The following is a 25,152-nucleotide window of genomic DNA, read 5'->3' as shown; positions in this document are numbered from 1 at the left end:
TTATCATACGGATCGGGGTCTGCCGTCCCACCACAACCCTTTTCCCGGCAAGCGTCCTTTTTACACCGACTTGCTCCACGGGATTCGCGCAAACCAGGCGAATGGGGTGCTCGGGACAAGCGTCTCGGCCGTCGTTGGATTTCCCACGTTTACGCCATTTTTTTATCACATCGCTTTTCTTCATTTAGAAGGCTTTATTTTATACGGCGAGCGGCGAACCTTTATTTCACGCCGCAACGACAACATATGCTGTCGTTTTTCGCCGAAACCAACCGTTCATCAGCTTATGGTACAAAAAGAGGTCCTACATGAGTGTTTTCCACAAACACAACGTCGACGATATTCTGTGGCGGGGCCCGGGCGAACACATTAAGGTGTTGCGTTACGGGCTGGAGGAACGCCTGCACCAAATCGGGGTACTTTGGGTCGAAATCGAATCCCGAGGTCTGGTGCCGGCGGCGGCTTTTATCAACCAATTCGCGGGCATCGACGTGATGGCCGGCAAAGAACAAACCACACCACGTCCCATCAACGGCATCGTCACCCAGGTACGCCAATTGCGCGGCGGTTTCCACGACACCGACGATCCCACCCAGCAACAGTACCGCTATCGCCTGGAAATCAAACCCAAAATGAGCCTGCTGGGCAAAACCAAACGCTCGCGCATCTTTCAACACAAAACCGCCCAAGACATTATCAGCGAGGTCTGCGGCGCCATGGGTGTCCCCTTCGAATGGCGCACCACCGACAGCTTCCCCGAACGGGAATACTGCGTGCAATACGACGAAAGCGACCTCAACTTCGTCAAACGCCTGCTTGAGGACGAGGGCGCTTACTTTTTCTACGACCACTTCAGCCGCAATATCGTTTTTGCCGACGCCCCAAGCGCCCACCAACCCTGTCAGCCCCACGCGGTGGCGAGTTACGACGAGGAAGGGCAAGTCAAAGAAAAGGACGAGGAAGTGGTGATGTCGGCCGAGTTTGTGTTGAACGTGGTTTCCGGCAAAGTGGCCTGCCACGATTACAACTACCAAACCTCGTCGACCCAACTCAACTCGGGGCAAACCAACGCCGCGCCGGCCGCCTTGGCCGACCTGGAAATTTACGACCACAACACGCTTCATGCCGACGGCGGCAAAGGCGACCGCATGGCCAAAATCCGCGCCGAATCCCATTTGGCGGAAATGTGCGCGCTCAGCACCCACGGCAACACGCGCTCCTTTGCCACGGGCGCGACCTTCACGCTCGAAAACCACTTCGATGAAGAACTCAACACGACCTGGCTGATCAAATCGCTGCGCATCGAAGGCGAACAAGGGGATTTCCGCTGCTGGTCCGAATGCTGCCCCACCGGCAACGTGTTTCGCCCGCGCGCGGAAACACCGCGTCCCCGCGTGCACGGTCTGCAAACCGCCACCATCACCGGGCCCGGCGGCAGCGAGGTTTACCTGGACCAAATGGGCCGCTGCAAACTGCAATTCCACTGGGATCGCGAGGGGCCCGGCAACGACCGTTCCTCGATGTGGGTGCGCGTCAGCAACAACTACGCGGGCCGCGATTACGGCATTCAGTTCATTCCCCGCGTCGGCCACGAGGTGCTGGTGGAGTTTCTGATGGGGAACCCGGATCACCCGGTCGTCTGCGGCCGGGTCTACAACGACAACCAAGCCGCACCGCTCGGCCCGGAAAAAAAATACCAGAACGCGATTAAAACCATCAAAGACCACCACATCATCTTTGACGATTCGGACGGCAAAGAGATGTTCGACATGCGTTCCCAGAAGGACATGCAAATCCTGGTGGTCAACGACCAAACCCGCACGGTCGGCAACAACCAAGCCACCATGGTCGGCGTCAATCAGAGCTTGGCGGTGGGCAACAACCGCTTGATGACGGTGGGCAACAACCAAGGTTTGAACGTGGGCAACAACCAGGCGATTACGGTTGCGGTCGACCAAGGCACCGCGGTGGGCAACGACAAAGCGGTGGCGGTGGGCAACAACCACACCGAACAAATCGCCAACGACCAGGTGACCCTGATCGGCAACGTGCAGAACACCGGGATCGGCGTGGATCAAATCACCCAAATCGGTGTCAACCGCGGTTTGCAGGTGGGCGTGGATCAGTCGGAAGTCATCGGCAACAACCACAGTGAAATCGTCGGCAACGACCACAGCGTGGTGGTGGGCAACGACAAAGTGGAAACCATCGGCAACATCAAACGGGAAACCATCGGCGGTAGCAAGGCACAACTCATCGGTGATAGCAAAAGCGTCAACATCGCCGAAAACTACTCGGCCAACATCGGCAAGGTCAAAATGGTGAACGTCGCCAAGGCCTCGGTGGAAAACGTGATGCAAGCCAAAGCCTTAACCGTGGCGGGCGCCTACATGGTGCAGGTCGGCGGGGCACACAACATGATGGTCGGCATCTCCCACACGGAGGAAGCCCTGGTGATGCGCAAAATCATGGCCGGGGTGATGCTCGGGCTGAAATGCGGCCCGGCCAAAATCTCGATGAACCGCGCCGGTGTCATTAATATCGAAGGCACCACCATCAATATCAAAGCCAAGGCGGCGTTGAACCTGGAAGGCGGCACCGTGGCGATCAAAGCCAAGGGCAACGTCACCGTCCAAGGCTCAATGATCAGCTTGAACTAGAGAGGGTCAACCATGGGAAAACCGGCGGCACGATTCAGTGACAGCACCGTGTGTCCCCTGCCGATGCACGGCAAAGGGGCCTTGTACCAAGGCGCGACCTCGGTGGTGATCAACAAACAAGCGGCGGCGCGGGTCGGCGACATGGCAATGTGTCCCGGTTCCGCGGCGGCACCCCAAACCATGTCCTCGGCCAAAGGCGGCGGCGCGGCCATGGCCGGCGGCGATTGCGACGGCGGCAAATGCGATGAAGGCCCCGCGGGCGGCGCGGGCGGCGGTGGCGCGGACATCGTCGCCATGGGCAGCGGAACGGTCTTCATCGAAGGTCTGCCCGCGGCGCGCATGGGCGATCAAATGGCGCACGGCGGGAAAATCGTCAGCGGTTCAAGCAATGTCGTCATCGGTGGATAACTTCCGGTCGTGTTAGAGTGCTCTCATCTTATCGTTCGGGAGCCATTACCGTGAATGCAGTCATTTTTCGCCAACGCGGATTTTTCCGCCTCGGGTTCATCGTGTTATGCGCGATGTTCGTGGCGAAGGCCCCCGGGCTTTTCGCCGACTCCCGCACATCCATCGAAGAGGTTTCCATGTTAGAACACGAATCTGGACTCGCAGAAGAACCGGCCACCTGGAGCGAATTGCTCGACAGTGCCGAACAGGGCCGTTTGTACGCGGTCATCGACGCCTGCAACATGCCGCCGGTTTTGAAAAAAGCGGAAAACTATCCCGCGGTGTGCCTGCACGGCGGACCCAAGGACAAGGGCCGGTGGCCCAGCGCGCCCTGGCTGTTCAAAGCTGACGCGGCACTGATCGACTGGGTGCGCGAGGACCTGTTTGCCGAGCCCTGGGGTTTTTTCCTCGAAAGCAACGCAACGATGAACGAGGTGCACGAGCATTTAAAAAACTTCGAACACATCGCCGATCTGGAAAAACGCAAATACCTGTTTCGTTATTACGATCCCCGCATTCTGTCGCCCTTCTTGCTCAGTTCCACCGCCCCCGAGGTGCGTCATTTCTTCGGCCCGGCCCAACGCATCACGGCGGGCACGGCGCAACTGAGCCTGGTTCACTACAGCACCGTGTCCCGCATTGAAAACGAAACCTATCCGTACCGCACCATGCGGTTGACCGAGGCCCACAACAGTGCCTTTTTCACCTACGACGAGGAACGGTTTCTCAAGGAAGTGATTGCCTTCATCCTCGACGAATTCCCCAAAAAACGCGACCTCGACCCCGACACCCTCGAAATGTGGTGCGAGGGCGGCATCCAACGGGCGCGCCGCAACGGTTTCGTTCTGGCCAAGGACATCATGGCGTTTGTGGCCTTGATGTTCCGCTTTGCACCCGACTTCGACCAAGACGAACAGGTACGCGCGATTCTCGACGACGAGGCCGTCGCGCAGGACCAAAAACTCCGCGCGTTGCTGGACCGCATCAGCGACGACCATTGGATGAACATCATCGCCAAAGGCGATCCCTCGGCTTGGTTCGAGGACGACTAAACCAAAAGCTACGAATGATTAGTACCGTCCTGAGAGGAAATTATGGGTTTAAACAATGCCACCGGGGATTTGGTCATTCCCGACACCATGTCCGCGCGTTTGGAGGAATTGCTCAAAAAGCTGAAAGGCGAAATGGGCGAGGCCGTCACGCAGGGCGTGCTCGACATCGCGGGGATCTTTGACCCCACGCCGGTTTCCGACCTCGCCGGTGGTTTGTTTAGCTTGTGGCGCGGCGATTTCGTCGGCGCCGGTTTGTCGGTGGTCTCGATGGTGCCCTACGTGGGCGACGCCGTCGGCAAAACCGGCAAGCTGGCCAAGCTGTTCAAAACGGTTCAAAAGATGCAAGATCGCTTGAAGTCGATGAAGGCCATTTTCAAGCACATCGAAAAGGCAATCGATCCGGCGACGGCGCGACGCATCAAAAGGTTGATCGGCCAGTTGGACGCCATCAACCAAAAATGGGATTCAGCAGTAAGCGCGGTGGAAGATAGGCTCAAAGGTTTGTTCAAGGGCCGCAACGACGAGTTGCTGGAAAACGCGCAGCGACGCGTGGCGGATAGAAACAAGGAAGGCTGCGCCAAAAAACACCAGCGCCAGACCATGGAAGCGGAGGAGCGCAAAACGGGCGCACACCGCGACACCAAGGGACCGGACAACCGACCGGACGGCACCTACGCGGAGTCGAACCACTCCCCGGCCAATTCCTCGAACCCGACCGTGAGAACGGACGACGGCGGGGCCTTCCAAATGAACTCCCAGGACCACGCGCGCGCGGCCACCACCGGCAGTTCCCACGAGGCTAAATTGTTCCGCGGCGTTCAGGAAGAGATGAACGGTCAGGGTTACTTGAAGGAAGCGGTCGAGATGGACCGCACCGATTCGGCGCTGAAATTTGGCGACGAGTACGATCTCCAGTACGACGACCTGCAGGACAATTTTTGGACCGACGCCAAACTGGACGAATTTTAGGAGGCCGCCCATGAGACTCGACATGCATCCCTACCAAGGTGTGGGCCCGATCCAGTTCGGCATGACCCGCGAGCAAGTGCGCAAAGCCGCGAGCGAGCCGGCACACCCGTTCCGCAAGAACATGTTCAGCTTGTGCGATACCGATGAATTCACCAAAGCCAGGGTCCATGTGTTTTACGAGGCCGAGGGCGACACCGTGGAGGCGATTGAGATTTGGCAGCCGGCCAAACCCACCCTGGGCGGCGCCACCTTACTGGACAAACCCATTGTGCTGTTGCGGCAGCAACTGCTGGAAACGGATCCCGAGATGGCGGAAGAAAAGGTGGGCGAGTTGCAGTCGGACAAGCTGGGTTTGTGCGTGTGGGCACCGACGGCCGACGCGGACCCGCACCTGCCACCGCGTTCGGTGATGATGTTTTGCCGCGGTTACTGGGACAATTTTGAGGAAAAACGCAAAAACGCGATGCTGCACGTGATGAAAAAGTTGGCGGAAGGCTCCTAGCATGGTGCCGTGGAGCCTGGAGACCTTCTGGGAACGCATCGCCCCGACCTTTATTGAAAACTGGCCGCAAGCCTTGCGCGAGCGTTCCCTGCCCGCGCTGGACTTACAGGTTCCCTGGGACGAGCTGCTGGCGGCAATGTCGCATAGCAAATACCGCGGCTGGTTTCCCAACCTCCAGCCGCATCTGTCGCTGGATGCCTTGGAAGAACGCATCGACGCGGGTTTGGCGCAAATCGGTGGGCCGGCCTTTTTGCGGCTGGGTTCACGCAGCCCCAAGGACGGGCTCCAGGCGCAACAGTTCGGGTTACGCATCGAACACGGCCATCAGGGCGTGCGCCTGCTGACAAGCGATTCGCGCCGCGCGGCGTTCGACATCCGCTGCGCCATGGATTACAGCACCATGCCGCGGCTGTTTCTGCGCCCGTGGCGAACCATCCCGACCTGGAGCGAGTTCCGCTGCTTCATCCAAGGCGGCGAGGTGGTCGGCATCTCGCAATACGATTTCCGCGACCTAGGCCGTTCCGAAATCATCGTGCAACACGCGGAGCGCATCGAAGCGGTGTTGCGCGAGGCGTTGGCGGCCATGCTTCCCGAGTTCCATTTACCCGACATCATCGCCGATCTTATCTTGGTTCCCAATGAAGACGACAGAAAAGAAATTACCAAGGACGCTGTAACCAACAATCGCTTCGACGCAATGCTCCTGGAACTCAACCCATTCATTGTCCAGACCAACCCCGCCCTCTTCACTTGGCTGGAACCCTTCGACAGGCGTTTCCGGTTCATTCACTGAGGGCTTTTCATCCAGAAAGGATGAGGCTATTGGCTTCTTAGCGTTAAACCTCAACCCTTGCAGTCTTTCCGATGAACTCAATACCCAAGGCGATCCAGTTGGACGGATGTTGTTAGGTCTTTGCAGTTGAAGTGGCCGTAGGGGGTTTCGCTGTAGACGGTTTCGCCGTCTTGGCCGTTGATGCGGGCGGTGTAGCGGCCGTAGACGAGGCCGCCGAAACCGACGATTTCGTCGACGGTTGACCAGATGGTATAGACCTTGGCGCCTTCGAAACCCGTGGTGCGGTTGAGGTCGGTGAGGAAACGGCTGACGCTGTAGGGTCCCCACACGCCGGCCATGTAGCCGGGGTAGAAGCCGTTGGTGGCGCCGCAGGTGGGGGTGCTGGGTCCGGTGAAATAGCAGGAAGCCAGGCCGTGGTTGGCGCCCGCGATGCCGATGAAGGTGTTGATGCGCGCGGTTAAGGGGCTGCCGAGGTTGTAGGTTCCGCCGTCGGCGCTGTCATTGCCGCCACCGCCTTTGATGGCTTTTCTGGCCAGGGTGACCCCCATTGAGTGGGTGATGACGTCGACTTGGGATGCGCCGGTGTAGGCCAAGACGGCCTCGATGAAGGCGCGGGTGCGGTCGAGATAGCTGTAGGAATGGTATTGCAGAGAAGCAAGGGCCGGGTTGGCCGGTCCCCAGGTGGTGGCGTAGAGTTCGGCTTCGCTGTAGCCGGCGGCGAGGAAGGCGTCGCGCGAGGCACGCCAACCGGTTTGGCCGAAGGTGCGGCCCCAGGCACGGTCGCCGTTGCCATGGACGAAAATGACGGGGCGGCGGTTGACGGCCTGGCCGGCGGTGGTTTTTCCGCCAAAACTGCCGCCGTCGAGATCGTCGCGGGCGAAGTCGTAGGCGGCGTAACCGTTGGCGTTCAGCCAGTTGCGGAAGTCACCGCTGAGTGTCGGCGCGGTTTGGGCGAAAGCCGGGGCAAAAAAAACACAAACGAACAACATACGAAAAACAGACATAGATATCTCCTTACCCGCACTTCTCGCCGAGTTCAAATCTATGGAGAATCGCGAGTCGTCCCCGGCCGGTTCAAACATCAGAAACGCACCCCGGCCGCGGCGAGCGGGTTGTGCAGCGCTTGCTCGTGAAGGGTCCGTTTCACTCTGTTTGTCTCACCGAGGGATTGGCTAAGGACCGAAATCCATTGAGATTAAGTTCAGGATAGACCGCCAAACGTGCGCCACACCATTGAGCAACGGTTTCTAGAAATAAAACACGTTGGCGATTTTTATTTTGAGGCAGTCATTCTGATTAAAAGGTTGGTGCGGTGAAGGCTAGGATCGCCGCCGCGGTCGCCTCGACGCTGTCGATGATGCACAAATGGCCGGCCTTTGGCAGCACCACGGTTTTGGCGTTGGGAATCGCTTCCCCGAGTTTGCGGCCGTTGGCGACCGGCACAACGCGGTCCAACGCGCCGTGAAGCACCAAGGTCGGCACGGCGATGTTTTGCACAACGGCGCTTTGGTCGAAAAAGAAACCCGCCATGGCGTGTTTTTGGACAGTTGTCGGCGGCGGTTGGTAGGCGGCCTCGCGCGCTACCAGTTCCCCATGGCGCTTGGGGTGGTCGGCCTCGAAGTCGGGACGCAAGGCCAGCACGTAACCCTTGCGCACGGCCGCCTCACGCGGCAAGGTCGCCGAGGTCGCGAAGAATTGCAGTACTTCCTGATCCGGCACCACATGGGCTTTGCCGCCGATGCTGGAACCCATCAGCACCAATTTGTCGACGCGCTCCGGGAACTGCAGTGCCATTGATTGCGCCACAAACCCGCCCAACGAAATGCCGGCCACCTGGCAACGGCGTATGTTGAGATGATCCAGCAGTGTCGCGGCGTGGCGCGCGAGGTCGGCCACGGTGCCGGCGGGTTGGTGAGCGCTGCTGCAACCCAAACCGGCGGGGTCAAAACGGATCACGCGATGGTGGGCGGTTAGTTTGGGCAACAGATCGTCCCAAACCGACATGCGGTTGCCGAGCCCGCCGATCAACAACAGCGGGGGCCCCTCCCCGGTTACCTCGTGGCACAGGTCGCCGCCGTTCAACGCCGGCGTGGTTTGCGACCACAGCCAGGCCGGTGCCGTCAGGCCCAAAAAAAGCAAAAATCCAAAACGCACGGTTCCCCCTTGCCCATGGGGCGAGCGGTTAACCGCCCGCCCTAACCCGCATATCTCACAAGGTTTTCTGCTTCTCGCTACGAATCCTTGTGAGAAATGCGGGCTAAGCGAATCGCTTAAAACTTTTGGTAGATCTCGAAGGTGAGGAAACTGGGCTGCGCGGGCGTGCCGAGCAACTGGGTTTTGTCCTCATCGGTGACGTTGGACCAACTCAACTTGAGCAGGGTGTCGACCTTGGGAACCGTGTAGCCCGCGGCCAGGTTGAACTCGCTGAAGGTATCGATGCGGCCGGACCAGTTGCCGGACAGGTAGTCGTAGGCATTGACGCGACGGCCGGTCAGGGTCAGGAAGGAATTGGGCGCGAACAGGTCTTTGATGTTCAGGCTCGCCTTGTACTTCCATTCCGGGGTGTTGAAGGGGATGTCGGGAATGGTGGTGGTGTTTTCGAAGGAGTCCAGCTTGGCGTAACCAATGCTCGACTTGAGGCTGATTTTGTCGTTGAAGAAGTAATCCACCCCCAAATCAAAACCTTCGATCTGAGCCTTGCCGTAGTTCAAATAGGTGAACAGCAGCGGCAACACGGCGCCTTGACTGTCAACGGCGGTCGTACCAAAAGCGGGGTGGGCCACCACCTGCAGCGGGCTAATGAAGTCCTCGTAATCGGAGCGGTAAGCGACGGCGTCGATCATCAGGGCGTTGTTGAACAGGCCGCGGTAACCAACCTCAAAGGTGGTGACTTCTTCGGGCGCCAAACCGGCGATTTCGCTGATGGTGTTGCCGGCGGCATCTTGAATGGTGAAACCATTTAAATTGCCGCGCGCCAAGCCGTTGAAGAAATACAGGTGGGTTTCGATAATTTCCGGCGCACGGTAGGAACTCATGAAGTTGGCGCGCAGGTGGTGGTTGTGGACGTTGTAGGTCACGCCCAATTTGGGGCTGAACTGGCTGTCGAACTCGGAGAAGTCGTCGTAGCGACCGGCGGCAACCACGCGCAAACGGTCTTCCATCAAACGCCAATCCGCTTGTAAGTAAACGCCTTTTTCATCACGGGAAATATCGTTTTTGGTGCCGTCCGGCAGGATGAAGTCATCTAAATAGCTGCCCTCGGAATTGGGCTGGTACTCACGGTAACTCAAACCGGCGACCAGGAACAGGTTGCCGACCTCGTAGTTGGTTTGGAATTCGACGTCGTTGAGGTAGGAATCGTTGATGAACTTGGCGGCGTCGGCGGCCTGCTCCAGACTCAAACCGGCGGCAAGTTGCGCGGGCACGTTTTGGATGGAGTAGGTGTTGCCGGCATCTTCACCGGTGCGGGTCACCTGGAAAAACCAGCGCGGCGCGCTCGCTTTAAACTGCACGTGGCCGATTTCCCAACCGTCGATGCGGTTGCGGCCGACGTTGGTCACGCCAAAGCTGTCGTTTTCGGACCAACCCACGAGCGCGGTGAACATGGTTTCCCCACGACGGTAGTACGCGGTCATTTCGGCTTTGGTGGACAACACATCGTAGTCGCCCACCACCAAGTCTTCCTCGCGGTAGGCGGTGCCGGCGTCAAGCGCGGCCTGCAATTCGGCCTGGGAGGCGTAACCGGTTTGATTGGCGCCGGAAACGTCAAACACGTTGTCGGAGACAAATTCGTCGGCGCTGAGGTATTGGCCGGTGAGTTTAAAGCCCCAGCCGCCCTCAAACACCTGGGCGTAACGGAACTTGGCGTCGACGAGGTTCTGTTCGCCGCCTTTAAAAGCGACACTCAAACCTTCCTCGTCCCAGGGGGTTTTGGTGATGATGTTGAGCACGCCGGCGGTGGTGTTGGAACCGTACAATGCGCCGGCGGGGCCGAGAATTAACTCCATCGAACGAATGTCCAGCGAAGAAACCGGTGCCAGCCCGCCCTGGGGCAAACCGGCGCCCGGCAGCGTCGACAAACGGCCGTCGACAAGCGACAGCATGCGCGAGTTAAACGAGGAGCTGAAGCCGCGCGTGGATACTTTTTGCAGGTTGATGCCGCCGTTGGCGAAATCCACACCTTTGACCTGAGCCAAGGCGCCGGAGAAGGTGGTCGCTGCCGATTCCAGCAAACCTTGGCTGGTCACGGTTTCAATGGTCGAGGGCGCTTCCATGCGTTTTTCCGGGCGTTTGGAAGCGGTGATCACCAGGGATTCCTCCACGGTGACCGCGTCGGGTTCGGTTTGTTCTTGGGTTTCGGACTGGGCCCAAAGCGGGCAGGTCATAACAAGCAGTGCGGCGAGCATCAAAAGCCGTTGGGGTGAACGGTAGGCACTGAGGACTTTCATCGTGGCGCTCCTTCAAGCAGAAACACGGGTGAACCGCGATAGACGAAACGGTTGAGCCGCATTTTTTAGGTATGGAAACAGGGGTTGTTCGGTCGTGGATCATTGGGGTTCGGCGGCGGTCACGGTCGCGCCAACCTCGGCGGGACGGTCGAGCCCCAGACACACAAAACCCAGACAGAAACTCGCCAAAATGGCGTAACTAGCAGATACACTTGGATTTGCCACCCCGAAACCCAAGTGCAGAGCCAGATGAACGGTCAACCCACAAACCGCGGCGGAAGCCGCGATCCAGGCCGACACGGGACGACGCATCAGCACACCGAAAACAATCGGTACAACCGACGCCGCCGCCAGCCCGTACACCCCTTTCTGCGCGAAAAGCCCCACCAGAGCAGGCGGTTGCCACGCCAAAGCAAAGGCAACCAAACCAATCACAACCAGCACCAGCCGCGACAAGTGAAGCCCGAGGCGTTCCTTGTCGGCCGCTTTGCTAAAAGGGAAATACAGGTCGTTGACCACCATCGCCGAAAGCGAAACCAATATGCCGTCGAGGGTAGACATCCCCGCGGCCAGCAACGCGATGGTAATGATGGTGAGAAAAAAAGTGCCGCCGACGATGCCTTCCATCTCGGCGGCAATATAATGCGCAACCACGGCGTCTTGGCTCCCTACTTCCAAGCCGCTGAGGCGCGCGTAAAAACCAGTGAACAGCATCAGTGAAAAGATCAGGCCGGCACCGATGGCGGTAACCAGGAACCATTTCACATCGCGATCATTTTTGAGGTACAGGACCTTGGTCAAAATGTGGGGTTGCATCATCAGCGCGAAGGTGACGATAAACCCGGAGGCGAACACGGACCAAAAGTCGTAGTAAAGCGTTGATTCGGCATTAAGAGGCGCGGCAAATTGGGGCGAAACCGCCGCCAGGCTGCCGAAAAAGTCGCCGTTGAAATAACCCAAACCGGAAACGAACAAAGCCACCGCGATGAACAGCATCAGCACGGCTTGGAAGCTGTTGGTGTAGGCGTGGGCGTAGGTGCCGCCCATGAGCACGTAACTAAACACGAACAACAACACGGCGATGAGCGCGGCTTGGCGCGAGATGTCGAACAGTTGCGCGGTAAGAATGGCGCACCCCACCAGGATCAGCACGACAAAGGTAATGCTGAGCAGATTAATCAGCGCGAAAAACAAGGCCAGGCCGCGGCTGCCGTAGTGTTCGCGGATCCAATGGGGGATCGTCAGCGCCTTGTAGCGCGCGCCGGTGCGGCGGAAGCCGTGGCACAGCAGGAGCAGCGCGGCGATGATGCCGCCTGAAGCGGCCACGCCGTAGTGCAAAAAGGCGGACAATCCGTGGGTGTAAACGAAACCGGGGTTAATGACAAAGGTTGCGGTGGAGGCAATCGAGGAGGCCATGGTCAGACCGACCAGAACCGGGCTCATGTCACCGTTGCCGATGGAAAAACCGGCCAGCGATTTGGTGCGACGCATGCCTTTGACGCTGAGGAAATAGGTCAGGCCGACGTAAAAGGCGGTAACCAGGTAGGCAAACCAGGGAATCGATGTTTCAGGAAGCATATTGAACCCCGGCTTGTATGGTTTTTAGGGCGGTTTCGGTGAGTGCTTTGCGGTTGACTTTGCCGTTGGCGAGCAACGGTAGTTCGGTCAGACAGACCAGGTGGCGCGGGTGTTTGTAACGGGACAGGTGCGGTTCGAGAAAGGCGCGTACGGCGGCCACATCGTAGCTTTGTTCGGTGAGCAGGAAGGCGAAACCGACCTCGCCCCAGCGTTGGTCGGGAACACCGATCACATGGGCGTCGCGCACGTCGGCCATGTTGATCAGGTGACGCACCACCTCGCCGGGGAACACGTTTTCGCCGCCGCTGATGTACATCTCTTTTTTGCGACCCACGATGGTGTAGCAACCTTGGGCGTCGCGTTGAGCCAGGTCGCCGGTGCGCCAGAATTGGCCGTGGCGGGCTGATGCGGTCGAAGCGGCGTTGTTGCGGTAGCCGGCGCACAGGTGCGGCCCGGCGATGCACAGCTCGCCCACACCGCCGTCGCCAACGGGTTGGTCATCCTCGTCCAACAACAGCATGCATGTGCCGAGCATCGGCCAACCGACGGCGGCCGGCTTGCGGCGCGCGGTGGCGTCGTCGATGGTGAAGCAGTTGGGACCAACCTCGGTCATGCCGAACCCTTGGCGGAAACACACGCCGCGTTCGCGCCAAACCTGCATCACGGCCTGTTGGCAGGGGGCGCCGCCGGAAATCACGAAGCGCAGTTGGGATAGATCACAGCCGGCGAAGGCGGCGTGACGCGCCAGCAAGTCGAACATGGTCGGCACGCCGAAGAAAACGGTGATTTTGCCGGCGTTCATTAAATCAAGGATCTGGTCAGGTTGAAAACAATCAACCAAAAGGATGCGACCGCCGGCCTGTAACAGCGGCAAGGTCAGCACGTTGTAACCACCGGTGTGGAAAAAGGGCGCGTGGGTACTGCTCGCATCACGGCTGTCCAGTTCCCAATTGAGGCGGGTTTGTACGATGTTGGCGCCGAGCATGGCGCCGTGGAGCAACACACCCTTGGGGCAACCGCTGGAACCGGAAGTGAACAACATCAACAGCGGCCGTTGTGGATCGACGGGCGCGGCGACAAAAGCGGTCGTTTCAGGCAGGGTCACCAAATCCAAATAGAAGGCGGCGGGATGGTCGAGATGGAAGTCCGCGCCGAGCAAAACACATGTGGCTTCAATGTGATCCAACTGTTGGGTCCATTCGGCCGGGCTGAGGCGGTAGTTCAAAGGAACCAACAAGGCACCGAGGCGCAGGCAGGCGAAAAAGAGGTGCAGATGTTCGGCGCGGTTGGTCGCCAGCACGACGACGCGGTCCCCTTCCCCAACACCCAGTTGGTGGAGGTAGGTCGCCCAACGGTCGGCAAGCCGGTCCATGGCGGCGTAGGTCATGGTGGCGCCGTCGCCGGCCTGTTCCAAGGCGATGCGATCACCAAAACGCGATGCGTTTTCGGCTAAAAAATCAAACCACATGCGCGTTTCCTCCTTGTAAACCCGCGAAAAAAGGCGCGATGGTTTCTGCAAACAACGCGGGCCGTTCCAGCAAAGCGGCGTGGGCGCCGGCAACCACGGTGAGCCGGGCGTCGGGCAAGGCGTCGGCCATGGCTTGCATCGCATGGGGCGGGGTTAATAAATCGTGCGCGCCACTGAGCAAGAGGGTCGGTGCCTTAACCGCGCTTAGGTCAATCGACCCGTCGAGGGCACCGAGGATCAGGCTTTCCACCGCGGCGTGATCGCGGTCGTCGGCGCGCTCGCGGTAGGATGCGATCAGGTCGGGTAAATCGCCCATGGCCGTTTCGCTCCAAATCCAGGGGGCGGCCACGTCGAAGCGACAGGTGCCGCCGCCGGCGCGATGGGCCTCCAGCCAGGATTGCAGCACCGCGCGCTGGACAAGGGTCGGGTTGGCAAAAGCGTGGGCCGCGGCGATGGCGACGACCCGCTCCGGGTGTTTGGCCGCCAGGGCGAGGGCCACGCGGGCGCCGTTGCTGATGCCCGCCAGGTGGCAGCGCTGAATGTCCAACCCATCCAATACGGCGAGGGCGTCCGCGACCTGTTGTTCCAGACGGTAAACGCCTTCCGCCGCGGGGGTTTCCCCCTGGCCGCGCGCGTCGTAACGGATGACACGCGTTTGGCCAAGGTAACCCAGGGCGCCGTCCCAGCTTTGCCGCGCGGCGAACAAGCCGTTGAGCAGCAGCAGCGGGACACCCTTTTCGGGACCGATCAATTCGGCCCCGAAAAAAGCGGCCTTCACAGAGGAGGAAGACAAGGCAATCACCGCTTAACCCAGCACCAAACCACCGTCGACGTTGAGGGTCGTGCCGGTGATGTAGCTAGCCTCGTCACTGGCCAGAAACGCGTAGGCCGCGGCGATTTCGTGGGCGTGACCCATGCGGGCCAGGGGTGGTTTTTGGCGGATTTTGTCCAACACTTTTTCGGGAATGGCCTCCGTCATCGGGGTTTCGATAAAACCCGGTGCAACCGCGTTGACGCGTACATTGGCGCGGCCCAATTCGCGGGCCAGGGTTTGCGTCATCGCGATCACACCCGCCTTGGTGGCCGCGTAGTTGGTTTGGCCGAAGTTGCCGTTGTGGGCCACCACGGAAGAGGCGTTCAGAATCACACCACTGCCGCGTTCTTTCATCATCACGGCCGCGCCTTGGCAAAGTTCGAACACGGCGGTCAAGTTGACGGCGATGACTTTGTCCCAGTCGGCGCGGGTCATTTTGGTGATGGTCGCATCGCGGGTGATCCCCGCATTGTTAATCAAAACGTCGCAATTTTTGTCGCGCAGAAGCTCGAGTGCAGCCTGCATGCCCGCGGATGTGGCCAGATCGGCGGCGAGCAGATGGTGTTTGTCGCCGAAACGTTCGCGGGTCACGTCGGAAATGTCGCGGTCCACCAAACAGAGGGTACTCCCCTCGGCCTCAAACCGCTCGGCGGTCGCCCAGCCAATGCCCTGGTTGGCGCCGGTAATCATCACGGTTTTTTGGTCTAGTCCTTTCACGGTTGGTCTCCTCACACGGCGCCGCTCCGGGTCGCCGTCCTACATCATTAAATAAGGGTGGCGGTGTCCTCGCCGTGAAAAACGGCGCGGTTCCATTCAAAAGCTAAAGCGGACCAAGTGTAGCCAATCCCGGCGCTTGCAAGCACCACCAGGTTGCCTGGCTGGAGCAGGTTCTCTTTTTCGGCCAGCCCCAGCGACAGGACTTGGTCGGGGGCGCCGAAATGACCAAAGTGGTCGAGGTAAATGCTTTGCGAGGGTTTGAGTTCGAGGTCCTGAAGCAAGGCGTCGTGGGCCGAGCGTTTGATGTGCAGCAAGGCCAGGTAATCAATGGCGCGGGATTGGGCCGCTTCGCGAATGACCTTGACGAAATTGGGTTGGGACACTTCGCCCAAGCGTTTGCGCATCTCGCCAATGTGGGGCACGGTCAGAAAGGTATCGGCGTGGTCCAAGCCACCGCGGCTGGTTTTGCGGGTACCGCCGCCGGGAATAATCACGTCCTCGCTGAAACGGCCGTCGGTAATCACCGAGGCGCCGCGCAAGGGATTGTCGCCCTCGCGATCCAACACCATGGCCGCGCCGCCGTCGGCCAGGCTGTAGAGGAACCGCGAATTGGGATCTTGGTAATTGGCGAGGTCGCCGGTACGGTGGCCGCCGCACAACAACACCCGATTGATGTTGGGATCCGCGGCCATCATCGAACGGGCGATATGCAGGCCGACGACGTTGCTGGAACAACGCGCGGCCATGTCAAAGGCCCAGGCGCGGCGTAGGCCGAGCTGTTCCTGCACGTAAATGCCGGCGGACCAAACGGGGTAATCTTTGTATTCGGAACCGGTCCACATGAGCAAGTCGATGGAATCGGGATCGATGTCGCGCAGGGCAAGGCGCGCGGCACGCACGGCCATCTCGCTGGGGTGCATTTCGGCACGGGCGCGGCACTTGCGCACGATGCCCATTTTCTCACGCACGACCTCGAGGGGAAGGTCGGCGGCGGCGGCAATATCGGCCGCCTGTTCGCGGTCGGGCGGCAGCCAAACGGCCGCCCGAGCAAGTGAAATGTCCATGGTAAACTCCCGTGAAAACAAGGCGAACGCGAAAACCACCAACAGCCTCCCCCGGACGGGGGTACAGCGCGGGAATCGACGCCGGTCGCATGACGACCATGAGGGTCGTCGCCGTCGGTCAGTTAACGCGACGGCCGCCGCGGCATAAAGCGGCAATTTATAAAAAATGTTATGGTTTTCGGAACATTATCAGACTCTGTGTAAAGACTTCCCTTTACTCAGCCTGGGATTCCGTGGCCTTGTCACCCGCGAGGAAGGTCGCAATCGCCGCGGCCGTTTCGTGGTGCCGTTCCCAAAAAAACCAGTGATCGCTTTCGGCAAAACGCGTCACCGACGCGTTCGGCAGCTGATCGGCCAGTTGGGTCGCATGTTGGGTGGGCACCAGGCGGTCGGCGTCGCCCGTGAGCAACAAGACGGGGTTGTTAATCAGGTGCAGCGGCACCGGGGATTCAAAGTAACGCGCGACGGCGCGGCGTTGTCGCAGTAGGGAGCGCAACGGTGCCACGTGGCGAAGGCGTTGGTCGAGAAGCAGTTGGTAAGCGGCGGGATCGCGTTGGGCGAAGCCGGGGTGGACGGTCGCCTCACTGTTGGCGCGAACCATGGCCGCGGGTTCCATTTGGTACATGGCGTGGAGCTGCGTTTCATCGAGTAAGGGAATCGCCTCGATGGTTTCATGCGCGGCGGTGGTGGCCAATAACACGCATGAGGCAACGGCTTCGCCGTGTTGAAGCAGCAGCTTTTGGGCGATAAAACCGCCCATGCTGATGCCGATCAGGTGGTAACGGGGATGGCCCAGCCGCTGCATCAAAAAGTGGCAATGGTCGGCCAATTGTTCAAAGCTGTAATCACAACCCGCGTCGGGACTGGCGCCCATGCCCGGCAGGTCGGGCAATAGAAACGAATACCGAGGTTGGAGCTGCCGCGCAATTGGTTTAAAAAGCCAATTGCCGCAGCCGAAACCGGGAATCACCAAAACCGGTTCACCGCGACCAATGCGGTCGATGTGAAGATCGAAATGCGGAGAGCGCCGCACCGGCAGCGGTGAAGTTAACATGAGGGTTCCTCGCCGACACCGTGGGGTTTGCGGCTGGGATCCAACAAACCGTGTAACAACAGTTGCGATACCTTGCCGCCCACTTCCTCCGATTCAATACCGAAATGGTTTTCCACCCCGAACGAGGTTTCAACCAGGTAGTACTGGAACAAAAAACGAAAACACATCATGACGGCGAACAAGGGATCGGCATCCTCGTGTAAAGCGCCCTCGCGGCGCAAGCGGTCAAAATGATCGCCGAACGCGTTCTTAAAGTTGGCGGCCATATTGTGGTAAAAACGCTGAATGTGGGTTCCCTGGAACTCGATCACATCAATGTAAATCAGCATGATGGATTCGCGATTGGAAACGACAATATCGCGAATGGCCTCGGCCAAGGCGGGAATATCGTTGGGAAAGTTGGACTTAAGGATCAACTGGTTCAAGGGCAATTCGGGATCTTCCAAGCGGCGCCAGTAGTTATCCAGCAACTCGGTGAACACTTGGAGTTTGTTATCGAAGTGATGGTACACGCGGCCGATGGAGATATCGGCACCGCGGGCGATATCTTTCATGGAAGTGGCCTTGTAGCCGTTTTGGGAAAAACAGCGCAGGCCGGCGGCGAGAATAAGCTCGCGTGATCGTTGTGATTTAAGCGATTGTTTCATTTTAAAAACCGAACACTCGTTTTGTTTTTTAGAATTCTGCGCCTCAGCGCGCGGGCTGTCAAGGTTTTTTTCGCACTTTTTCGCGCAACCATCTAGCCCGCATTTCTCACAAGGAATTCTGCTACGAACCCGAAACCCATGCGATTACGTGGGGGCGGCCTTCCGCGGGGCGGCCATCCGCATTACTCGGTCGAGCCGCCTTCCCCTCAGCTGCTACGCCGAAAGGTCGGCCCCGCGAAAGGTCGGCCCCGCGAAAGGTCGGCCCCGCGAAAGGTCGGCCCCCTATGCCGTCTCTCGGTCGTAATCTTCGAACTCACAAGGCTTTCAGCTTCTCGCAACGAACCCTTGTGAGAAATGCGGGCTAGGTGACGCCTGGGTGCGACCTGATTCGTCGTTTTTCCTCACGACTTACAAAAGAAGCGATTTTCAAACCATTCTGAGATACAATTCTTCACCAAGCCACCACTTTAACGCTTTTTCTCAATACCACCGCGCCAACCCACCTTTGCGGTTATATGAGTCATGACCCTCACCCACCTTTTTTCACCCATCACCTCCCCCCGGAGTTTTCTCCGACGCGGTAACGGCTTTCCTGTGCTTTGTCTGATGGTCGGCCTTTTGCCCTGGGCACAGGTCTCCGCCGGCCCCCCCTTGTTCAGCACGCGTTACAGCACGGAGGAAGGGCTACTCAACTATCAGGTCAATTGCCTGTTCCAAGATGACGACGGTTACCTGTGGATCGGCACCAATAACGGGCTAAACCGTTTCGACGGCCACGCCTTCTGGAAAATCCAACCCGACGTCGCCGGTGAGGCAGTCAACCCCTACATTTATATTCGTGCCATCGACGCCGACAGCGAGGGAAACCTTTGGCTGGCGGCCTCGGAAGGACTCTATCGCTTCAACAAAAACCGCGATCATCTGACCAAGGTGAAAGCACCGCGGACAGCAACCGAATCGGGGTTTCGCAACCTGCTGGTGGACCACCAGGACCGGGTTTGGGCCACGGACACCTTGGGTCGCCTCTGGCGCTATACCCCCACTACGGAAAACCTGGTCAACTTATCCGATACCATCCCCAACCCCACTCCCGAGGAAGCGATTCGCTGCACTGCCCTCACCGACCTCGGTAATAAACTGTGGCTGGGAACCCAGAAGGGCCTGTTCCGTTGGGACGCGGGCCACGACCGGCCCGTCCCGGTAAAAAACACACGCAATGCCGCGACCCCGGCCTTTGGAAGCGCGGTTCAGATCCTGGCGCGCGACCCCGAGGGGCGACCCTGGGTCGTGGGCGACCAGGGGGTGGCCTCCTTCTCCATGGCACTGGGCGAGTTTCTCCCTCGTTTTCTGTTTGAACAGGACACCCAGGCGCAACCCCCCTACCACGCTTTAGCGGTGGTCGATGCTTCGACCTTGTGGCTGGCGGGCAGGGATCATTTGCTCCATGTCACGTTACGCGGTACCCCGACGGCAACCCGCTATTCCTACGGCGCCATTCACGCGTTAACGGATGATCGGATCCGCACCATGCTGGTGGACGAGGCGGGCACCCTGTGGATCGGCAGTTTGTTTGGCGGTTTGAATCGGATTACCCGGGCCAACACCATCGAATCACTGCCGCTGACCCGTCCCGCCGGGGTCCGTTCACAATATCCCTCGGTTCGCGCGGTAGCCTTTGCGGACAACGATGTGTTATGGGTGGGCGATTACGATGGTTTGTTTTCCCTCCAAAACGGAACCACCCTGCAGCACCAGGGTGATGCGGGCGAGGTCCCAGAGAAGATGCGGATCGAAGCGCTGTTGCCCACCCGACGCAACCAATTGCTCATCGGCGGCACACCCGGCCTATACCAGCGTGCTTCCGCCTCGGATATGGAGAATCCGGGTTTTACGCCGTGGCGCGCGGGCGCGACAACCCCCTTCGGGGCGATGTCGGTACTTAGCCTTCACCAAAGCAGCTCGGAAACTATTTGGGTCGGCACGGCCCAAAACGGCTTGTTCAAAATCGACGAGGCACGAAACAAGGTCACCCCTGTCACGGTGGCCGGCACCCCGCTCCAAAAAATTCTGGGCAAAATTCTGTGCTTAACCCAAGACGCAAATAAGGCGCTGTGGCTCGGAACCAACCGCGGCCTTTACGAATGGACGGCGCGTGGGAAATTACAGCCGCACCTGCTTCCGGTAGACGGCCCGCTGGACAGCCGCCAAATTCGCATTAACAGCCTTTTTGCCCAAAAAGGCAACCAAAGCTTGTGGGTTGCCACCAATGAAGACGGGGTGTTCTTTCGAAACGCGGGAAACAAGGACTTTCAGCAACTAAGCCACAAAAACGGCTTGCCCGGCAATAAGGCACTTTCGCTGATGGAAGACCGGCTCAACAACATGTGGATCAGCACCGTCGCCGGCATCACCAAATACGATCCATTCAGCAGAGAACTGACCAACTATCCCTTTAACGACGGTTCGCGGGCGCTTCGTTTTGTGGGCAACACCATGGCAAGGGACGGCAGCGGCGCGATGGTTGTCGCCGGCACCAACGGCCTTTATCGGTTTCATCCCGGTGCGTTCCGCGGCGAGCTCCCTTTGCTGCAGCCGCGCTTCACCAGCTTAACCCTCTTCCAGGAGGGTAACCTTCGCGAGGTCATCCCCGTCCCAACCGTCACCGAGAGCGACGGCCTGCCCACCCTGCGCCTGCCCTACCAGTCAAGCCACTTCAAGTTACGGGTCTCGGCCCGCAAAATCGCCGATCCCAAGCTGGTGCGCTATGAGTACCAACTCGGCGACGAAGGCAATCCCTGGCAGCCAATCAACCACCCGCTCCCGGTGATTCAATTTACCCACCAGGAACCGGGAAGCTACCTGCTGCGGGTGCGCGCCCACCACGCGGGGAACCGCACGAGCCGGAAACCAACGCAGTTGCGGGTGGTGATCGTGGCCCCTTTCCATCGCAGCACCCCGGCGCTGTTGCTTTATGCCTCGCTGCTCCTGGCAGCCATGGGCACCTATGTGTTTTTTCAGCGGCGCACCACCCTGCGCCACCGGCGCATGACCGAACGCCTGCGCCACTTGGACCAAACCAAGGACCGCATCATGCACAACATCGGCCACGAACTCAAAACGCCGCTGCAGAGCATGATCGGTATCGCGCAAGCCCTGGTGGGCGGGCGTCGCGGCAATTTAAGCCCGGAAGCGCGCAACGATTTACGGGTCCTCATCGACAGCGGCGAGGGTTTGGCGGCCACGGTCGGCGACATCATGGACCTGGCCAACTTAAACAAAAAAGAGCTGCGATTTCACATCACCACGGTCAACCTCAAACAGGTCGTCGATGTGGTGGTGGCCCTATCCAAACCCTTCATCGGCGACAAACCACTCAAGCTGAGCAACAGCATCCCCGAACATTATTTCGTCAAGGCGGATATCAACCGCACAAAACAAATCCTTTTTAACCTGGTCGATAACGCGATTAAGTACAGCAAAAACGGGGTTGTCTCACTTTCGGCTAAAGAAAACGGCAACCTGACAACGATCAAAGTGACCGACCAGGGCCGCGGCATCGAACCCCACCAGATCGACCATATTTTCGAGCACTTCGAACGGGCCGACTTCAACATGGTTGGCAGCTTGGGCGGGGCTGGATTGGGTTTGGCCATCACCAAAACCCTGGTGGAACGCCACGGTGGCGACATCTACGTGCAGTCCACCCCGGGGGAGGGTTCGTCTTTTTATTTCACGCTTCCCAGGGCGGTTCCCGAGGAAGACCCAGCGTCGGAGGCCTCGATCTTCGGCGCGGTAACCCTCAATGATGATACGGGTTACCCAGTGCACGACCACGGGCGCAAAGGGTTCAAAATCCTGACCGTCGACGACAATCCGATCAACCTGCAACTGTTGGTCAATATTTTGTCGGCACAGGATTACCAAATTCAACAGGCCCAAAACGGTTTTGACGCCCTCGAAATCCTCAAAAACGAACCCGAAATCGATTTGGTTCTGCTGGACATCGCCATGCCGAGGCTGTCCGGTTACGACGTATGCCTCAACATTCGCGAGCGCCACGGACCCTCGCAGTTGCCGGTCATGTTCCTTTCGGCCATGCACCAAACCAGCGATATCGCCCGTTGCTTCGAGGTCGGCGGCAACGATTATTTGGCGAAACCGGTCACCAAGGTTGAATTGCTGGCGCGCGTCAAAACCCAACTGGACCTACTGGACGCCCACCGAAACTTGGAAGCCAAGGTCGCCGCGCGCACCCGCGAGGTGGAATTTTTGGCGGAAGTCGGCCGCGAGCTCACCGCCAAACTCGACTTTACCGAGGTCGCGCAAAGGCTTTACCACCAGCTCACCCCACTGATGGACACCTATGGCTACGGTATCGGCATCCACGAACCGGATTCGGCCATGATCCATTTCAAACACCTGATGCGCAACAACAGCCCCATCCCCGACTTCTCACTTGAGGTGGCCAATGGGGAACGCTTGCCCGCCCTCTGTATCCGCACCGGCCAAACCATTCATATTAACAACTTGGATGACGAGTTCCACCGCTACGTCGAAAACCCAAACGCGGCGGAATTTTACGACGGCATCAAATCCTACCTCGCTATTCCCATGATCGATCACGCCGTGGAAGGTGCGCTTGCCAAAGGGGTGATTCTGCTGTTCAGCCCGGAACCTTACGCATACGAGGAATCCCAACTTTCCGTGTTGCGCTCGCTCGCGGGTTCAACCTCCATCGCCTTGGAAAACCACCTCGCCTTTAACGCCATTCGCAAACAAGAGGAAGAAATCCGCCGCACCCAATCGCAGTTGGTGCAAAACGAAAAGATGGCGGGTTTGGGGACCTTGGCCGCGGGGATCGCTCACGAGATCAACAACCCCGCCAACTTTGTCAACGCGGGCACCTTCAACTTACGCGGCACCCTCGAGGCATTTCAAAAATTCCTCTTTGACCTGATGGAAGACGAGGCGGACGAACAGCTGGAAGCCCTGTTCCTGGAAAAATTCGACAAAATGAAAGGCCAACTAAGCACCATCCAAAACGGCGTGTCACGCATTCACGGCATCGTCAAAGACCTGCGAACCTTCTCCCGCTTGGATGAGGCCGAGATGAAAACGGTCAACATCCACGAGGGTTTGTTGTCCACCCTGCACCTGGTCCGCACGCAACACAAAGACAAGGTCACCTTCGACATGGGTTTTGAGGGTGCCTTGTACTGCGAATGCTGGGCGGCGGAACTGAATCAGGTGTTTATGAACATCCTCATCAATGGGTGTCAGGCGATTTACGCGCGTGATGATCAAACCAGCGAGCCCGGTCGGATTTCGATTACCACCAAAACCGTGGGCGACTTGGTGTGGATCGTGTTTGAGGACAACGGGTGCGGCATGGACAAAGCGCTGCGGGAACGCATTTTTGAACCCTTTTTCACCACCAAACAAAACCATGGCACCGGTTTGGGTTTGTCGATTTCCTACGGCATTATCCACAAACACAACGGCACCATCGAGGTGCAATCGGCACAAGGTGTCGGCAGTAGCTTCACCCTAAAAATCCCACTCAGTCAGGCGGTTCATCAAGACGAGAAATCGCCAAAACACCCATTGTCACAAAAAGCATGATGAGGTCGGAAATGGCATTATTTAATAAAGATAAAATCGCGGCCATTCGCGGGAGCAACGACAATAAGCCGTTGATTATGCTGATTGACGACGAGCCGGACAACCTCACCGTGTTGGTCGATCTGCTTGGGGCCCAATACCGTTTGATGACCAGTCCCAACGGCCGCGACGCTTACGCGCAAATTCAGGCCATGGACAACCGCGAGGAACTGAGTCTGATCATCAGCGACCAACGTATGCCGGAAATGACCGGCACCGAGCTGTTCGCACAAATCAAGGACCTGATTCCCGACACGGTGCGCATCATTCTCACCGGTTACGCGGACGTTAAAGCCATTATCGACGCCATCAACGACGCCAACATTTACAAGTTCATGCTGAAACCCTACGACCCACCGCAGCTTTTGCTCACGGTCAAACGCGCCCTGGAATACGCGGACATGAAACGCAAAATCCGCCGCTACACCAAAACGCTGGAGACCAAGGTTACGGAACGCACCCTGGCCCTCCAGCAAAAAAACGCGGAGTTGGAACAGAAAAAAGACCAATTGGTGATGCAGGAGAAAATGGCGGCCATGGGGGTGCTCACCGGCGGTTTGGCCCATGAGTTTCGCAACCCGCTGAACTTCATCACCAACCTATCGCGCATGATGTGCGAACTGGTGGCCGAGGGCCGCGCACTGCTGCACCAACCCCTGGACGAAGCGGGCAAGATCGCCTTGGACGGGGTATTCGAGGATTTGCACGCCAACGCGGATGTGATCAACACCCAAAGCGGGCACATGAACCGCATTGTCGACGCCATGGCGGCGATGATCCGACCGACCAGTGGGCAAAAGCGCCCCACCCCGTTAAACGAATTCGCCGCGGAATACGTGAATTTCGCCTACCACCACCACAAGCTGGTCCACGGCGGCCTGTCGGTCGATTTGATGTTTCATTTGGACGAGCGCCTGGGCGACATCATGATCAACCCGCAAACCCTGAGCCACGCGTTACTTAACTTGGCCAACAACGCAATTGAAGCAGTCTCAGGAGAAACCGGTAAAGCGGGCCGGGTTGTTTTGAAAACCCAACAGGTGGCGGACGGGGTGATCATCCGCTTGGAGGACAACGGATGCGGCATCAAAGAAACAGACCACACCAAAGTTTTTGAGCCCTTCCACACCGCGAAAGGCGTGCGTTCCGGGCACATCGGTCTGGGCCTCTCGGTCGCCTACGATATCGTGGTCAAAGAGCACGGCGGCGATTTAACCCTCCAATCCAAGGCGGGCGAAGGCACGGTGGTTTCGATTCATTTACCCGCTTGAGGCGAAA

Annotated in this window: 18 protein-coding genes; 8 read left to right on the top strand and 10 right to left on the bottom strand. The window is 58.6% G+C overall.

The window, feature by feature from the left end; all coding sequences use genetic code 11:
• The first annotated feature begins 308 nt into the window (after positions 1-308).
• The 6 genes from J3U88_RS02495 (at position 309) to J3U88_RS02470 (ending at position 6,423) form a co-directional block, all read left to right on the top strand.
• The gene (locus J3U88_RS02495; protein WP_207856550.1) at positions 309-2,660 is read left to right on the top strand and encodes a type VI secretion system Vgr family protein; all 2,352 of its coding nucleotides are present in this window, start codon (positions 309-311) and stop codon (positions 2,658-2,660) included.
• 12 nt (positions 2,661-2,672) lie between these two features.
• Complete coding sequence (locus J3U88_RS02490; RefSeq protein WP_207856549.1) at positions 2,673-3,068, top strand: PAAR domain-containing protein; 396 nt, start codon at positions 2,673-2,675, stop codon at positions 3,066-3,068.
• A 176-nt stretch (positions 3,069-3,244) separates the two neighbouring features.
• On the top strand, positions 3,245-4,159 hold the full coding sequence (locus J3U88_RS02485; RefSeq protein ID WP_207856548.1) for a DUF4123 domain-containing protein: 915 nt from the start codon (positions 3,245-3,247) through the stop codon (positions 4,157-4,159).
• Between the two features lie 42 nt (positions 4,160-4,201).
• Positions 4,202-5,128: a hypothetical protein gene (locus J3U88_RS02480; protein WP_207856547.1), complete on the top strand. Its 927-nt coding sequence runs from the start codon at positions 4,202-4,204 to the stop codon at positions 5,126-5,128.
• Positions 5,129-5,138: 10 nt separating this feature from the next.
• Positions 5,139-5,630, top strand: a complete 492-nt coding sequence (locus J3U88_RS02475) for a hypothetical protein (protein ID WP_207856546.1) — start codon at positions 5,139-5,141, stop codon at positions 5,628-5,630.
• A 1-nt stretch (position 5,631) separates the two neighbouring features.
• Complete coding sequence (locus tag J3U88_RS02470; protein ID WP_207856545.1) at positions 5,632-6,423, top strand: cell division cycle protein 123 family protein; 792 nt, start codon at positions 5,632-5,634, stop codon at positions 6,421-6,423.
• Between the two features lie 77 nt (positions 6,424-6,500).
• Here the strand turns inward: J3U88_RS02470 and J3U88_RS02465 are convergent, their stop codons facing one another.
• From J3U88_RS02465 to J3U88_RS02420, 10 genes are all read right to left on the bottom strand, one after another.
• Complete coding sequence (locus tag J3U88_RS02465) at positions 6,501-7,427, bottom strand: alpha/beta hydrolase family protein (protein ID WP_207856544.1); 927 nt, start codon at positions 7,425-7,427, stop codon at positions 6,501-6,503.
• Positions 7,428-7,719: 292 nt separating this feature from the next.
• The gene (locus J3U88_RS02460) at positions 7,720-8,577 is read right to left on the bottom strand and encodes an alpha/beta fold hydrolase (RefSeq protein WP_207856543.1); all 858 of its coding nucleotides are present in this window, start codon (positions 8,575-8,577) and stop codon (positions 7,720-7,722) included.
• A gap of 116 nt (positions 8,578-8,693) precedes the next feature.
• Positions 8,694-10,871 (bottom strand): TonB-dependent receptor plug domain-containing protein, encoded by a 2,178-nt coding sequence (locus J3U88_RS02455; RefSeq protein WP_207856542.1) that lies wholly within the window; start codon positions 10,869-10,871, stop codon positions 8,694-8,696.
• Between the two features lie 99 nt (positions 10,872-10,970).
• On the bottom strand, positions 10,971-12,449 hold the full coding sequence (locus J3U88_RS02450) for a sodium:solute symporter family protein (RefSeq protein WP_207856541.1): 1,479 nt from the start codon (positions 12,447-12,449) through the stop codon (positions 10,971-10,973).
• Complete coding sequence (locus J3U88_RS02445; protein WP_207856540.1) at positions 12,439-13,917, bottom strand: class I adenylate-forming enzyme family protein; 1,479 nt, start codon at positions 13,915-13,917, stop codon at positions 12,439-12,441. Before J3U88_RS02445 ends, J3U88_RS02450 begins: the two co-directional genes overlap by 11 nt.
• Positions 13,907-14,710 carry an alpha/beta fold hydrolase gene (locus tag J3U88_RS02440; protein WP_207856539.1) on the bottom strand — a complete coding sequence of 268 codons (804 nt, stop codon included), beginning with the start codon at positions 14,708-14,710 and terminating at the stop codon, positions 13,907-13,909. Before J3U88_RS02440 ends, J3U88_RS02445 begins: the two co-directional genes overlap by 11 nt.
• 12 nt (positions 14,711-14,722) lie before the next feature.
• Complete coding sequence (locus tag J3U88_RS02435) at positions 14,723-15,448, bottom strand: SDR family oxidoreductase (protein ID WP_207856538.1); 726 nt, start codon at positions 15,446-15,448, stop codon at positions 14,723-14,725.
• Between the two features lie 47 nt (positions 15,449-15,495).
• Positions 15,496-16,512 carry a 3-oxoacyl-ACP synthase gene (locus tag J3U88_RS02430; RefSeq protein ID WP_207856537.1) on the bottom strand — a complete coding sequence of 339 codons (1,017 nt, stop codon included), beginning with the start codon at positions 16,510-16,512 and terminating at the stop codon, positions 15,496-15,498.
• 214 nt (positions 16,513-16,726) lie between these two features.
• Positions 16,727-17,566, bottom strand: coding sequence for an alpha/beta fold hydrolase (locus tag J3U88_RS02425; protein ID WP_207856536.1), 840 nt, complete (start codon positions 17,564-17,566; stop codon positions 16,727-16,729).
• The gene (locus J3U88_RS02420) at positions 17,560-18,213 is read right to left on the bottom strand and encodes a TetR/AcrR family transcriptional regulator (protein ID WP_207856535.1); all 654 of its coding nucleotides are present in this window, start codon (positions 18,211-18,213) and stop codon (positions 17,560-17,562) included. Before J3U88_RS02420 ends, J3U88_RS02425 begins: the two co-directional genes overlap by 7 nt.
• Positions 18,214-18,831: 618 nt before the next feature.
• Here J3U88_RS02420 and J3U88_RS02415 point away from each other — a divergent pair.
• Together J3U88_RS02415 and J3U88_RS02410 are read left to right on the top strand one after the other, a co-directional pair.
• Entirely contained in the window at positions 18,832-23,835 is a 5,004-nt protein-coding gene (locus J3U88_RS02415; protein ID WP_207856534.1) for an ATP-binding protein, read from the top strand.
• An 11-nt stretch (positions 23,836-23,846) separates the two neighbouring features.
• A complete protein-coding gene (locus tag J3U88_RS02410; RefSeq protein WP_207856533.1) occupies positions 23,847-25,145 on the top strand; it encodes an ATP-binding protein in 1,299 nt (432 codons plus the stop codon).
• Positions 25,146-25,152 lie beyond the last annotated feature (7 nt).

It is taken from the genome of Acanthopleuribacter pedis, from assembly GCF_017377855.1.
Taxonomy (GTDB): domain Bacteria; phylum Acidobacteriota; class Holophagae; order Acanthopleuribacterales; family Acanthopleuribacteraceae; genus Acanthopleuribacter; species Acanthopleuribacter pedis.
This window is presented reverse-complemented; position numbering and strand designations above follow the sequence as displayed.

Bases quoted from the DNA above. Each gene is read 5' to 3' on its own strand.
- J3U88_RS02495 (WP_207856550.1), top strand. From the start codon at position 309: ATGAGTGTTTTCCACAAACACAACGTCGACGATATTCTGTGGCGGGGC.
- J3U88_RS02490 (WP_207856549.1), top strand. From the start codon at position 2,673: ATGGGAAAACCGGCGGCACGATTCAGTGACAGCACCGTGTGTCCCCTG.
- J3U88_RS02485 (WP_207856548.1), top strand. From the start codon at position 3,245: ATGTTAGAACACGAATCTGGACTCGCAGAAGAACCGGCCACCTGGAGC.
- J3U88_RS02480 (WP_207856547.1), top strand. From the start codon at position 4,202: ATGGGTTTAAACAATGCCACCGGGGATTTGGTCATTCCCGACACCATG.
- J3U88_RS02475 (WP_207856546.1), top strand. From the start codon at position 5,139: ATGAGACTCGACATGCATCCCTACCAAGGTGTGGGCCCGATCCAGTTC.
- J3U88_RS02470 (WP_207856545.1), top strand. From the start codon at position 5,632: ATGGTGCCGTGGAGCCTGGAGACCTTCTGGGAACGCATCGCCCCGACC.
- J3U88_RS02465 (WP_207856544.1), bottom strand. From the start codon at position 7,427: ATGTCTGTTTTTCGTATGTTGTTCGTTTGTGTTTTTTTTGCCCCGGCT.
- J3U88_RS02455 (WP_207856542.1), bottom strand. From the start codon at position 10,871: ATGAAAGTCCTCAGTGCCTACCGTTCACCCCAACGGCTTTTGATGCTC.
- J3U88_RS02450 (WP_207856541.1), bottom strand. From the start codon at position 12,449: ATGCTTCCTGAAACATCGATTCCCTGGTTTGCCTACCTGGTTACCGCC.
- J3U88_RS02445 (WP_207856540.1), bottom strand. From the start codon at position 13,917: ATGTGGTTTGATTTTTTAGCCGAAAACGCATCGCGTTTTGGTGATCGC.
- J3U88_RS02430 (WP_207856537.1), bottom strand. From the start codon at position 16,512: ATGGACATTTCACTTGCTCGGGCGGCCGTTTGGCTGCCGCCCGACCGC.
- J3U88_RS02425 (WP_207856536.1), bottom strand. From the start codon at position 17,566: ATGTTAACTTCACCGCTGCCGGTGCGGCGCTCTCCGCATTTCGATCTT.
- J3U88_RS02420 (WP_207856535.1), bottom strand. From the start codon at position 18,213: ATGAAACAATCGCTTAAATCACAACGATCACGCGAGCTTATTCTCGCC.
- J3U88_RS02410 (WP_207856533.1), top strand. From the start codon at position 23,847: ATGGCATTATTTAATAAAGATAAAATCGCGGCCATTCGCGGGAGCAAC.